We start from the raw sequence: 14507 nt of genomic DNA on the forward strand, positions 1-14507 counted from the left end.
CTTACATCATTCCTGGGATGTTAAGACCTTTAGTATGTTTACCTAAACGCTCTGCAGTTAATGCATCTGCTTTATTCATCGCTTCGTTTGTTGCTGCTAATACTAGGTCTTGTAACATTTCTACGTCTTCAGGGTCTACCACTTCTTCATTAATGATGACATCGACCACTTCTTTATGTCCAGAAACAACGACTTTGACCATGCCACCGCCAGCTGTTCCTTCAACGTGTTCTTCTTTTAATTTTTCTTGCTCTTCTGCCATTTTCTTTTGCATTTTTTGCATTTGTTTCATCATTTGTTGCATATTTCCGCCACCGCGCATAAATAAATCCTCCTTAATTTTCAACTCTATGATAATAAGAGCTTGTCTCTCTTAGATTCGATTTCAATTATACATACCTTTCAATCGCTTGTCATGTTTCTTCGTCCATCAGATGCACCATCTCTTCACCAAACAAATCTTTTGCAGTTTGTACGACGTCATTTTGTTGTTCAGCTGGTTTTTTCGCTTCTGATGCGTTGCTCTGAGTATTTCCTCGTTTACGATTTGAAATGTAATCACTGCGGACCTGCATCCATTTATCAGCTGGGACACCGACCACTTCTACAGATTTGTTAATCATATCTTTCACGACATTTTCAATACTTCGCTTTTTCTCTTCATCTTTTTTCAAGATTTCGCAATGAATTTCTTCGTCAAATTTGATTAACACTTTATCTTCACTTGCTGCGACAGGTTCTGAATTTTGAAGTAGGCTGACGAGCGATTTTTGATTGCGATCTTTCGCATATTGAATGACATCCGCCCAACGTTCTTTAATAAGCGCAATGTCTTCTTTATTCGCTTTATCCAATACTTTCGCAATTTGTTCAATAGAATACGTCGAACCGCTTCCCCTACGTTTAGCTGCTGCTGGTGGCTTAGGTTGTGCGGTCGCGGTTGAGAAGCCTTGAGATTTTAATGTTTGTAACTCAGACTCCAACGCTTCCATTCGTCTCATCATCGCGTCATGTTGTTCGGTTGGCGCATGATTGACTACGACTTCACCTGTACAGTTCACTTCTTTCACCATTTCAGATAACTTCACGAGCAAGACTTCTAAATGGACGTTTTGATTCACACTAAATCGAATGGATACGAGTGTATCGTTAATGACATCTATCATTTTGTATAAGACTTCTAAATTGAATGGCATAAGCGCATCGTATTCTGTTTCTAATTGCGTTGTTTTTGCCATAATCGTATCTCTTACAAAATAAATCATGTCATTAATGAGACGATTCACTTCTTTCCCTTCGCTCACAAATTGATGATAACGTTCAAAGGCTTCATGGACGTGACCTTGAACAACGTCTTGGAAAAGAGCGTTGAGATCAGACTCATCTAAACTTCCTGTCACATCTAAAGCATCCTTTAATGTCAAACGTTCATCACCAAATGCAATCGCTTGGTCCATAATACTGAGCGCATCACGCATCCCACCTTCAGACACTTTAGCAATAAACGTCAAAGCAGCCTCATCAAACTCAATTTGTTGTTGGTGTGCCACATAGCTCAAACGGTCCACAATACGGTTGGCATTAATCGCCTTGAAGTCAAAGCGTTGTGCACGCGAAATAATCGTCGGCGGTATTTTATGTGGTTCAGTCGTCGCAAGAATAAAAATGGCGTGTGCAGGCGGCTCTTCTAACGTTTTCAACAACGCATTGAATGCCCCTGTCGTCAACATGTGCACCTCATCGATAATGTACACTTTATATTTCGATTCACTCGGGGCATATTTCACCTTATCACGAATATTACGAATTTCGTCGACACCATTGTTGCTTGCTGCGTCAATTTCAATCACATCAGAATTGTACCCTTGTGTGATTCCTTTACAACTTGCACATTCATTACACGGTTCGCCATCATCGCGTACTTCACAGTTAATCGCTTTGGCAAATATTTTAGCGATACTCGTTTTCCCAGTACCACGTGGCCCACTAAAAATATAAGCATGCGACTGTTTACCTTTAGCAATAGCATTTTTAAGTGTTTTGGTCACATGCTCCTGCCCTACAACATCTTCAAAGCTTTGGGGGCGAAACATACGATATAATGCTTGGTAATCCAATTTGGCACCTCCGAATTAACAATGATTTCATTATAGCACGTTACGACTGATTTGTATGGCGACATCCTATTCAAAAAACGCTTCCGGATAGATCACTTTACCGTTAGGTGGGTCCTCGAGTGTATCCCACAAAAATTTGACGCGATAGTTTTCAGACGGTACATCAAATGGCGCCAAAATATGATGCCGTATTGCTTCCTCGTAACCTAACTTTTGATAGTAATCCGCATGGCCTAACACGACGATTGTTGTATAGTTCTCAGCAAACGCACGCTCCTCTAAGGCCTGAACGAGCGCTCGACCAATTCCTTTATTACGATATTCCGCCACGACAGCTAACGGAGCTAATGCAAGTGCAGTATACGTCGTGTCATCATTTTGAATCGTCACTTCAGAACACATGCCGTGGCCGATGATGTCGCCTTCATCTGTTTTCGCAACGACTTCTAATTCATAACGATAATTCGGTGACAAGCGCAGACGTTTGACGAGATGATGTTCTTGATGATCAGACTCAGGGACATCTTCAAAAGCATTCGCCAACATCTCATATGTCGCCTCATAGTCATTTTCGGTGGGTGTACTTAAAAATATGGACATTACTTCAACCCCTCAGCTTTAAAATAAAGTATAAAAAAAGAGCGACTCTTAATAGCCACTCTGACATCTATTTGACAATACATTACATTTAAAATTAAAAACCGTGCACCTCTGTGTCGAATGTGCATCACAAACGTTACCAGAGTCGACAGCTAAATCTCGGCTACCCTACGGCACATACGAGGATCCACTTAATGCTGCTTCCGTCAGGACCTGACATGGTTCATGGGTTCATATTGCATAGGACCGAAATCTTCAAACACCTCGTGCTCTGGGCAGACTTCACAAATACACACCCTTCACAAAGGAATTCAGCCTCGCGTAAAGCGGATTTCGAGTTAAGGGAACCGCTACCTCCCCGCTTAGCACGGTACATCTAATAATACTATACCTCAGATTAAAATTGCAAGCATAATCAAGATTGTAAGCAATGAAAATAATGTAATGTTTCACTCATCATGATAAATGTGAATGTCGTCTAGAAAAATCGATAAACTTAAATTCAGTGGCAATATGTTTAGATACATTATACTGAAATTTCGTTGTATCTTTCAAATGGACGATGCCTCGTACAGTGGCCGAATATTGCGGCGTCACATCGCCAAATGCTGCCCGCTCCAATTCTCCAAACGGTTCGAACGTAATCGATTTGCTCGAAAAACTAATCTCATACCCTTTCACTTTTTCAATATAATCGTATAAAGAGTTTTGAACGACCGCTTCAGATAACTCTGGAAACAGATTCGCACGCACATAATCTTCATCAACAATTTTCGTTATACCTTCAATTTGACGATAACGAATGAAATGCCATAGCTCCTCATCAGTTGTCATTTCCAACGCCTTTTTCACTTGAGGCACGTCCGCCGCTTTGATCTTTTCAAAACGGACGACGACTGTTTCGTAATGAAGTCCGAGTTGCGTTTGAACCTCTTTAAAACTTTTCAAATCAGCAAACGGAAACTCTGTCACGCCTTGATAAATGACGACTGAACCTTTACCACGAATCTTTTGAATCATGCCATCCAAGACGAGCATGTTCAAACTTTTCCGCACTGTTTCACGTGACACGTTGTATTTTTTCACCAACTGATGTTCAGAAAGCAATTGTTCGCCGTATTCATATTCCCCTTCCAAAATTGCTATACGTAAACGTTCATAAATATATTGAAATTTATTTTGGTTTTTCATCCGACTTGCCTCTCATTTTCATTATCTCGCTACAACGATTGTTGCGTATGCTTCGAGCTCATTCCCTTCAATTATACCATTTTGAAGGACGACCGAACCAGAGCGATCCAAATCTTCTGGCAATGTCACTTTTTCTGATGTCATGTTCGCAATAATCAACCAAGTGTCCCCTTGATAGCGTCGTTCATACACAAACAGTTGCGGATGATCGAGATAACGCGGTACAACTTCTCCGTACGTCACTATATCGTGTTCATGACGTAACTGAATTAACTTTTTGTACGTGTATAAAATGGATTCCGGGTCTGCCATGGCCGCTTCAACATTCACCGTGTTGTAATTATTTGCCACTTCAATCCACGGCGTTCCAGTTGTAAAACCAGCATGTGCTTCATCATTCCATTGCATCGGCGTACGTGAATTATCCCGTGATTTTTGTCCGAGTATCGTTAAAATTTCCGCTTCATCTATCCCGGCTTCACGCATTTCACGATACGCATTCAACGACTCTACATCACGATATTGTTGAATCGATTGAAAATGTGGATCTGTCATACCAATTTCTTCACCTTGGTAAATATAGGGTGTCCCTTGTAATAAATGTAAAGCAATGGCTAGCGTTTTGGCACTTTGTTGACGTAACGCTTCAGTCGCATCACTACCAAACCTTGAAACGACACGTGGTTGGTCATGATTACACCAAAAAATCGCATTCCAACCATTACCAGCATACATTTTCGTTTGCCATTCCATCAAAATCTGCTTCAATTGCAACAAATCAAATTTTTGGTTCGTCCACTTTTGTCCATCACGATAGTCGACTTTTAAATGATGAAAGTTAAACACGCTGCTCAACTCTTGGCGCTCTGGATTCGTATATTGAATACAATGGTCAATGGATGTAGACGACATTTCCCCAACTGTCATCATATCTCGATCACCAAACGTATGACGATTCATTTCATGGATATAGTCATGAACACGTGGCCCATCAGTGTAATACTCTTTACCAATCTCATTTGAGTCTTCAAACGTATCTTTAGAAATCAAGTTAATTACGTCAAATCGAAAACCATCTACACCGAAATCAATCCAATAATTAATCATTTCGTACAATGCGTGACGCACTTCGGGATTATCCCAGTTCAAATCCGCTTGCGTAACATCAAATAAATGCAAATAATAAGCATCCGTTTGCTCATCGTATTGCCATGCATTCCCACCAAACTTCGATAACCAATTCGTCGGCGGCCCGTCTTCTGAACGTCTGAAAAAGTAATAATCTCGATACGGATTGTCTACCGACTGCTGCGCTTGTTGAAACCATTCGTGTTCCGTAGATGTATGATTGATAACAATATCGAGCATCATTTTCAATCCTCGTGCATGCGCTTCATCAATCAATGTACGTAAGTCATCTTTATCCCCAAATTGTGCATTCACTTGATAGTAATCACGAATGTCATATCCGTTATCATTCATCGGCGAATCGTAAATCGGTGTGAGCCATAAATAATCGACCCCTAAAAATTGTAAATAATCCAGTTTCTCAATAATCCCTTTTAAATCGCCTTCCCCATTACCTGTCGTATCGTTAAAAGACTTTGGATAAATCTGATACACGACTGATTTTTTCCAATCTTGCCTTACCATGTGAAACCCACCTTTTTTCTTTGTGCTGTGCAACATGTTAAAACTTACTGTTCGTCATTGACCATTATTTTCGTTTTTTCACGACTTAATTTTGCGAAAATGATCGTTAACACTGCTGGTACGACCATCGAAATCAACGTCGCAATACCGAAAACACCCCAGAATTGTGATTTAATCGAAATAATCGCAGGTAAACCACCTACACCGACTGAACCTAATACGCCAGAGCCACCTACAATCGCCCCAGTGACCATCGTCGTTAAAATGGCTGCGAAAAATGGGTATTTCAATGGCAAGTTGACACCAAACATTGCCGGTTCTGTAACACCTAAAAAGCCTGAAATACCAGATGTCATCGCTAAACCTTGTTCTTTATTCATTTGACGACGTTGATAAACGAACCATGCGCCAAATGCGGCTGAACCTTGTGCTATGTTAGACAACGCTAAAATGGGCCATAAGTACGTACCACCGAGTTCACTTCCCATGAGTTGGAAGTCGACTGCTAAAAACATGTGATGCAAACCTGTAATGACCAGTGGCGCATACAATAAGCCATACACTGCGCCGCCAAACCAACCCGCATTGCCAAATAAAAATTGAACGGCTGATGTAATACCTGTACCCATCCATAACGCGAGAGGTCCGATAAATAAAAAGGCTAAAAATCCAGTTACTAACAAAGCGACTGGGCCGACAACAAGGAGTTTTATCGAATCATGGACGACCTTATTTAACCCTTTTTCAATTTGCGCTAACACGTATGCTGCGAGGAGGACAGGTAGTACTTGCCCTTGATAGTTCAGTTGTTCGATCTTCAAACCGAAAATGTGCCACGCTGGAATTTCATCAACTTTACCAATGTCATATTGTGATAACAACTGTGGATGCATCAATACGAGCCCGAGCACAATTCCTAATACCGGATTGCCGCCAAACACACGCATTGCACTCCATCCGACTAATGCTGGCAAGAAAATAAATGCCGTTGTCGCAATGACATTAATAATATTGGCGAAATCAGCAATTTGCGGAAATCTTTCAATAATGGACGGCGCGTTACCTAGACCTTTCATCGTCAACACATTGTTAACCCCTAATAACAAACCAGCCGTTACGATAGCAGGTAAAATCGGAATGAAAATATCACCAAGCAACTTAATTAAACGTTGTAACGGATTTCCCTTTTTAGCCGCTTGTGCTTTCGCTTCCTCTTTCGATACAGCTTGCGTATTCGTTTCTTCCATCAACACCTTGTATGCTTCGTCTACCGTTCCAGGACCAATTACAATTTGATATTGTTGATCCGCTTTAAATTGCCCTTTAACAAGTGGATTCTCGCTTAACTTCTCTTTGTCCACTTGATTGTCATCTTTTAACACTAATCTCAAACGCGTCACACAATGTGTTGCAGATTGAATATTTTCTTCTCCACCAATTGCTTCGATAATATCACGGACATCTTTCTTTTTCACTGCCATCACTGTCACTCCTTATCCAGAAACTTGTATAGACAAATTATAACTTGTACATACAAGTTTTGCAAAGGCTTACATTTTATTTTTTCTTGCATGTTATGTAACACATACTCGAGATAACCATTGGGCTTCCGCTTGCCAACAATAGCAAGGTGGGAGGCAACATGTTTTAACATTTCGAAAATAAAAAGACCGAGAAATTCCCTTCCCAGTCTCTTATCGTCGAAATCCGATTAAGTTTAAAAAGATCAAAAAAGCCAAGCATTCAATTACTTGAATGTTTGGCTTTTATATCTATTAGTCTTGGATTTTACTTATAATGGCGGAGGAAGAGGGATTCGAACCCCCGCGAGCCGTTAAGCCCCTGTCGGTTTTCAAGACCGATCCCTTCAGCCAGACTTGGGTATTCCTCCGTGTGACGAGCACATAACATATATTATTACAGCTCGTTCACATTGTCAACAAGAATTTTACAAAATTTATATAAAAACTTTTCTGGCTATGTAGCGGTGCACTGATTGCGCGACTTCACGGCCTTCTTTAATCGCCCAAACAACAAGACTTTGACCACGTCGTGCGTCCCCTGCTACAAAATATTTCGACTGATTCGTACGATAATCTTTTGTGTCCGCCACAATTTTTTGACGCTCTACTTTTAACTGCAATGCGTGTGCCAATGGTGATTTGACACCTTCAAAGCCAATCGCGAGCAAAACGAGGTCAGCTGGAATAAAAATTTCTCGATCATCCCCTACAATTGTACCGTCAGCATGATCACGTTGAACTTGCGCATAAATACCACGGACATCGCCCAACTCATCGACATCAAAGCGCATCGTTTGAATACCATATGCACGGGGTTCTTGACCATATTTCGCTTCATATTCTTGGTGCGCATAGTCTTTCTTCAATACAGGTTGTGCGAGCGGCCAACTATAGTTAATTTCAAAACGTTCAGGTTTACGCGCTTTACGGTTGAATTGGATAATGGATTCGCAACCATCGCGTAATGCTGTCGCAACACAGTCAGCCCCCGTATCACCGTCACCAATGACCACGACTTTTTTACCTTGAGCAGAAATTGTTTGCGTGTCCGTTTCATTCAATAACAATTGCGTTTGTTCAGTCAGATAATCCATCGCAAAATGAATACCGCGGCCCATACGACCTTCTAACGGCAAGTCACGTGGTTTTTCTGCACCCGTACAAACGACGACGGCATCATACGTTTCATCCAGTTCGTTTTTACTCACATCTTTACCGATTTCTACATTACAGTGAAAAGTAATACCTGCTTCTTCTAATAAACGAATACGTCGAAACACAACTTCTTTATCGAGCTTCATATTCGGAATACCATAAGTCAACAAGCCACCTGGTTGGGCATTTTTCTCATACACCACGACTTGATATCCTAATGCATTCAACTCTTCTGCTGCGGCTAATCCTGCTGGGCCACTTCCGATAATCGCTACTTTTTCATTGCGACGTACTGAAGGGGTTTTCGGCTTCACCCATCCTTGTTCAAACGCTTCGTCAATAATCGTTCTTTCAATCCCTTTAATCGCTACAGATTCACGATTAATCTTCATGACACAGGATGCTTCACACGGAGCTGGACACACATACCCTGTAAAGTCCGGAAAATTGTTCGTCTCTGCTAAACGTTCGTATGCGGTTTTAAAGTCACCGCGATACACTAAATCGTTCCATTCTGGGATGTAGTTACCGAGCGGACAGCCCACTGTTTCACGTTCCACCATTTCACCCACTTGGCAAAATGGGGTCCCACAATCCATACAGCGTGCCCCTTGTTGTTGCGCATCTTCTTGTGAGAAACGTGACTGATATGCCTCATAGTGTTGAATGCGTGTCTCTAGAGGCATTTCTGCGAGCTTTTGCTTATCATATTTCATAAAACCTTTAAATTCACCCATAGTTAGCCTCCTTTAGTACACAGCAATTGGTTCCGCTTGTGCCACTTCATCTATATTTTGATCATCATTAAATGCAGCTAATAATGCGTCGTCTTGTGATGCATGTTGTTGCTGATGATAATGAATTTTTTGAACCATTTGCTTATAATCTTTCGGAATGACTTTGACACATTGCTGTAACTGCGCCTCAAAATCAGCTAAAATTACTGCTGCTTTTTGACTTTCTGTATAAGCGAGATGACGTTCCAACATGCCTTTTAACATCGCTTTTTCCGCTTCGTCCTCGACCACATCAAAATCTAATGTTGCCAGTTGATTGTGTGTTTTAAATTGTTCAACATCTGAAGGGAACGCGTAACACACACCCCCACTCATACCTTGGCCAAAGTTTTTGCCGACATCACCTAAAATGACGACCCGCCCGCCTGTCATATATTCTAGGCCATGATCACCGACACCTTCTACGACAACGTGTACGCCACTATTACGGATACAGAAACGCTCACCCGCACGCCCATTAATATACGCTTCACCTTTCGTCGCACCATAGAAACAAACATTACCGACAATGATTTCGGCTTCACGTGCGACATTCGGTGCATTGACGACAATTTTACCGCCAGATAATCCTTTACCGACATAGTCATTCGCATCACCCGTATGATGAAGGGTCAGCCCTTGTGGTATCCACGCACCTAAACTTTGTCCTGCATGCCCGTGCGTTTCAACTACAATCGTATCTGTTGGCAAGCCATTCAAACCGTGGGCGCGCGTAATTTCACTACCTGTAATGACACCGATGTTACGCTGTTCATTGCCGACTTCGAACTGACCTTTAAAGCGACTGCCCGCTTGAATATGCGCTTGCGATGCGGGTAATAACGTCGTCAAGTCAAAACCATGTTCGAGACCATGACGTTGTTCAATCTCTTTTGTACGTGGACCGTCATGTTGATACAACAAGTTTTCTAACTTCATTTCACGTGCTTTTGGATGATGATAGGCAACAGCTGAACGTTTCAATAAGTCTGTACGACCGACAAGCTCATCGACAGTACGAATGCCGAGTTCTGCCATAATTTCACGCAATTCCTCTGCTACAAAATGCATATAATTCACCACATGTTGCGCTTTACCTGTGTAGAGTTTACGCAAGTCACCGTTTTGTGTCGCGATACCCACTGGACACGTATCTTTATGACAGACACGCATCATAATACAGCCCAAGACGACTAACGGTGCTGTCGCAAAGCCAAACTCTTCTGCACCTAACATACATGCATAGGCGACGTCTTTACCTGTCAGTAATTTACCATCTGTTTCTAAACGAACACGTGAACGTAAATCATTCATCATGAGCGTTTGATGTGTTTCTGCAAGACCAAGCTCCCATGGCAATCCCGCATGCTGAATACTCGTTTTCGGTGACGCACCTGTTCCACCATCGTAACCACTAATGACGATTTTATCTGCAAATGCTTTCGCAACCCCTGCCGCAATCGTGCCCACACCTGATTTAGAAACGAGTTTCACAGTAATGTCTGCATCGCGATTAACATTTTTTAAATCATGAATCAATTGGGCTAAGTCTTCAATCGAATAAATATCATGATGTGGGGGTGGTGAAATCAAGCCAATACCTGGTGTTGAACCACGCACCTCCGCAATCCATGGATACACTTTACTGCCTGGCAACTGTCCGCCTTCCCCTGGTTTAGCGCCTTGAGCAACCTTGATTTGAATCTCTTTCGCATGTTGTAGATAATGACTCGTTACACCAAAACGACCTGAAGCCACTTGTTTAATCGCACTTTTGAAGTCGCGCCCATCTGCTTGCGGTTCATAGCGTGATAAAGCTTCTCCGCCTTCACCACTATTACTTTTACCACCGAGTTGGTTCATCGCTTCCGCTAATGTTTGATGCGCTTCTTGTGAAATTGACCCATAACTCATCGCTCCCGTTTTAAAGCGTTTCACAATTTCCTCAACCGGTTCGACTTGTGCAATATCGATGGCCTGTTGTGATTTGAAAGCAAATAAGTCTCGAATATGGCTGCTCGTTTGATCGTTCGCCACTTTAGAAAATGCTTTAAACTGCGCATAATCATTGTCGCGACACGCATGTTGAAGTAATCGTATCGTTGTTGGATTGAATGTATGATGTTGACCTTGTTGACGCCATTGGAATGTGCTTCCTGGGTCTAACGTGTCACCTTTAATCGTTTGGCGCGCCTTGTTTTCAGCGTCTAATGTTTCAATGGAGATGCCCGATAATTTAGAAGTTGTGCCCGTAAAATAATCGTTAATCACTGCTTCTGATAACCCTACCGCTTCAAAGATTTGCGCCCCTTGATAACTTTGAACCGTAGAGATACCCATTTTCGCCATTACTTTAATCAGACCCTCTGATAAAATGGCGTTGTAACGCGCGACGTTATCGGCTACTACACCGTCTAATCTACCGTGCTCTGTCAATTGCGCAATCGTTTGTTGTGCAAGATACGGAACGACTGCATTCGCACCGTAACCGACTAAACAAGCAAGGTGATGCACTTCACGTGTTTCACCAGAACTTGCGACAATGCTCGTTTGCATCCGTAAATTTTCACGAATTAATAATTGATGAATATGACTCACCGCTAATAAAATCGGCATCGCATACTGGTCTACTTCGGTGACGTCACTATCATTCAACACGATGATTTCTGCCCCTTGACGTACCGCTTTGATGACCACTTCCCCTAAGTTGTCTAGCGCTTCTTTTAATCCACCTATGTAACCTGTCGAAAACTCTGCTACCGTAAAGCCTTCTTGTCCGATGACGTCTAATTGTGTTGGTGTCAACACGGGATGTTTCAGTTGTACCCGCTTGAGGACATCCGGCCCTGGTTCCAGCAAGTTGCCTTCTTTACCTAAATAACTCAATTCACTCGTTACAATTTTTTCACGATATGCATCAATCGGTGGGTTCGTTACTTGTGCAAAGAGTTGTTTGAAATAATTAAACAGTGATTCAGGTCGTTCGCTGAGTACGGCAAGTGGTGCGTCGTAACCCATTGCCCCAATAGGATCTTTGCCACCTGTCACGAGTTCAGTTAAATACTTGTCCAACTCTTCTTTCGTATAGCCAAAGCGTTGTTGCATTTTAAGAACATAGTCTACAGCGACAGGTCCACCCGCATATGAGACCGCTTCTAAATCGAGCTTGTGTTGATACGTTTCCAACCATTCCAAATAGGGTTGCTGCTCTGCAATCGCGGTTTTTAATTCATGGTTTTCGATAACCTTATGTTGATTAAAATCGACAAGCAATAGCTTACCTGGATTCAGTTGCCCTTTAAATACAACATCTGCTTCGTCTACATCCACGACGCCGACTTCTGATGAAAAGACGATTTCATTTTGTTTCGTAATTGTATAACGGCCTGGTCTCAAGCCATTCCGATCGGTTAAAGCCCCTAACTTGTCACCATCACAGAATGAAATCATGGTCGGTCCATCCCACGGCTCCATTAAATAGCTATAAAATTCGTAAAATGCGCGTACTTTCGGATCGTTACTTTCGTTATACAACCACGGTTCTGGAATGAGTAACATCGCTGCTTGTTCAGGCGACATCGCTAAACTTAAAAACTCTAGTGCGTTATCCACAATAGCCGAGTCACTGCCCGATTCATCCAATATTTGATGGACTTTATGTTGCGCCTCGCCGAAAATCGTTTCAATTAAGCGACGTTGACGGGCACGCATCCAGTTCACATTACCTTGAATCGTATTAATCTCACCGTTATGCATGAGCAAGCGATTTGGATGTGCACGCTCCCAACTCGGAAATGTATTCGTACTAAAACGCGAGTGTACCGAACCAAATTTCGATACGTATGACGGCTGCTGTAAATCGACATATAATGATTTAATTTGGTCTGAACGCAACCATCCTTTATAAACAATGGTACGTGTCGATAAACTCGTAAAATATAAATCTAACTGTGCACTTTCACCATATTTTTCGATTTGCTTACGCGCAAGGTACAATGCACGCTTAAAGTCTTGAGCACTCTCATTTACGACGAAGACTTGTTGAATGACAGGCATCGTTTCTGCTACATGCGGCGCGAGACACGTCACGTCGACCGGTACTTGACGATCACCGATGATACGCAACCCTTCTCCTTCAAAAATTGATGCCATTACCGCTGCATGTTTTGTGTCAGAAATCATGACGTTGGCAAACAACATACCTACCGCATAGTCACCTTCAGTCGGCAAATCAAAATCAGTGACTTCTGAGAAATATTGATAAGGTACTTCTGTCATAATGCCTGCCCCATCACCTGTAATACCATCTGCACCGATACCTCCACGGTGATCGAGACGGCGTAACATTTCTAAAGACTTTTCGACAATCTCATGAGAACGTTCATTATTCATATTCGCATAAAAGCCAATCCCACAAGCGTCATGTTCTTCACGACTGTCATAAAGTCCGATTTTGGAATTTAAATAATTGTTAGACATTTCTGACACCTCCCTTTAGTAATATTTCAACTATATAGCAAAGCGATTTATCACATCAATATATACTTGAGATGAAATCTATCTAATTTTGAGATAATATAAATTGTAAGAGGTGGAATGGTATGGAATTGAAACAACTCAAATACTTTGTCGAAGTCGCAAAACGTGAACATATTTCTGAAGCAGCACTCGAATTGAACGTCGCACAATCAGCAATTAGCCGTCATATTCATAATTTAGAAAATGAACTCGAAACATCATTGTTTTATCGTCGCGGGCGTAACGTATTTTTAACCGCAGAAGGCAAACAGTTGCTTGAATATGCGCAACAAATTCTTGAGCAAGTCGATCTCACTTTGTCGCAGTTTCAAACGCAAGTACAACAACAGCAAAGCGTCTTCACAATCGGTTATGTGGACGGCTCAATCGGCCAAATTTTACCGCAAGTGTTACAGACAATTGAAAACGAGCTGTCCTTGTCACTCATTCCTACATTGTTAGATGAACAAGAGACATTACAAGCGTTGCGAGCACAAGAAATTGATTTTGCACTGACAACTGTCACAACGACGGATCCAACATTTGAAATAGTGCCATTAGTAGAAGAAACGTACGTCTTATATGGGGATTTACACGCACCAATGATGAACGTACCAAATCCACCGTTATCACACATATTGAAACAACCGTTATACTTGCTTGAACCGATTCCTACAGACTTCAAAACGTATTTGATAACACATGCCGACAAACCCGTCCGTGTCTTGAATCAAGAACAATTCGCACGCTTTATTTTACGCAATCAAAAAGGCTTCGTACTTGCACCAACGTACGTCAACTTATATAGTCAAAATCAACAATGGAAAAAGATTTCATTGTCACATACAGATTTCAAAAAAACGTTACGCCTCATTTATCGACGCGATTTACAAAAACCTTTACGTGATGAAGTCATCCAAATCATCATGACACATATACAACAACGTTCGGTTTATCATTAAGGAGAATGATTT

At 41.8% G+C, this 14507-nt stretch carries 9 protein-coding genes, 1 tRNA gene and 1 other RNA gene; 1 reads left to right on the top strand and 10 read right to left on the bottom strand.

What is annotated here, in order from left to right; translation table 11 throughout:
• Position 1 precedes the first annotated feature (1 nt).
• From P3U61_RS11280 to gltB, 10 genes are all read right to left on the bottom strand, one after another.
• The gene (locus P3U61_RS11280) at positions 2-322 is read right to left on the bottom strand and encodes a YbaB/EbfC family nucleoid-associated protein (protein WP_014614827.1); all 321 of its coding nucleotides are present in this window, start codon (positions 320-322) and stop codon (positions 2-4) included.
• Positions 323-413: 91 nt separating this feature from the next.
• Positions 414-2117 carry a DNA polymerase III subunit gamma/tau gene (gene dnaX, locus P3U61_RS11285; protein ID WP_323695699.1) on the bottom strand — a complete coding sequence of 568 codons (1704 nt, stop codon included), beginning with the start codon at positions 2115-2117 and terminating at the stop codon, positions 414-416.
• Positions 2118-2183: 66 nt separating this feature from the next.
• Positions 2184-2717, bottom strand: coding sequence for a GNAT family N-acetyltransferase (locus P3U61_RS11290; protein WP_014614829.1), 534 nt, complete (start codon positions 2715-2717; stop codon positions 2184-2186).
• A 101-nt stretch (positions 2718-2818) separates the two neighbouring features.
• An RNA gene (gene ffs, locus P3U61_RS11295) (signal recognition particle sRNA large type) lies at positions 2819-3088 on the bottom strand.
• Positions 3089-3173: 85 nt separating this feature from the next.
• Positions 3174-3908 (bottom strand): trehalose operon repressor, encoded by a 735-nt coding sequence (gene treR, locus P3U61_RS11300; protein WP_015728585.1) that lies wholly within the window; start codon positions 3906-3908, stop codon positions 3174-3176.
• Between the two features lie 21 nt (positions 3909-3929).
• Complete coding sequence (gene treC, locus P3U61_RS11305) at positions 3930-5561, bottom strand: alpha,alpha-phosphotrehalase (RefSeq protein WP_037543989.1); 1632 nt, start codon at positions 5559-5561, stop codon at positions 3930-3932.
• 44 nt (positions 5562-5605) lie between these two features.
• The gene (gene treP / locus P3U61_RS11310) at positions 5606-7042 is read right to left on the bottom strand and encodes a PTS system trehalose-specific EIIBC component (RefSeq protein WP_014614832.1); all 1437 of its coding nucleotides are present in this window, start codon (positions 7040-7042) and stop codon (positions 5606-5608) included.
• Between the two features lie 317 nt (positions 7043-7359).
• Positions 7360-7452 (bottom strand) — tRNA-Ser (locus tag P3U61_RS11315).
• 66 nt (positions 7453-7518) lie between these two features.
• Positions 7519-8976 (bottom strand): glutamate synthase subunit beta, encoded by a 1458-nt coding sequence (locus P3U61_RS11320; protein WP_199569367.1) that lies wholly within the window; start codon positions 8974-8976, stop codon positions 7519-7521.
• Positions 8977-8988: 12 nt separating this feature from the next.
• Entirely contained in the window at positions 8989-13494 is a 4506-nt protein-coding gene (gltB, locus tag P3U61_RS11325; RefSeq protein WP_199569369.1) for a glutamate synthase large subunit, read from the bottom strand.
• Between the two features lie 122 nt (positions 13495-13616).
• On the opposite strand from gltB, the gene gltC reads away from it, so the two are divergent.
• On the top strand, positions 13617-14495 hold the full coding sequence (gene gltC, locus P3U61_RS11330) for a glutamate biosynthesis transcriptional regulator GltC (RefSeq protein ID WP_014614835.1): 879 nt from the start codon (positions 13617-13619) through the stop codon (positions 14493-14495).
• Positions 14496-14507: the final 12 nt, after the last annotated feature.

The sequence above is a fragment of the Staphylococcus pseudintermedius genome (assembly GCF_034042775.1).
Taxonomy (GTDB): Bacteria; Bacillota; Bacilli; order Staphylococcales; family Staphylococcaceae; genus Staphylococcus; species Staphylococcus pseudintermedius.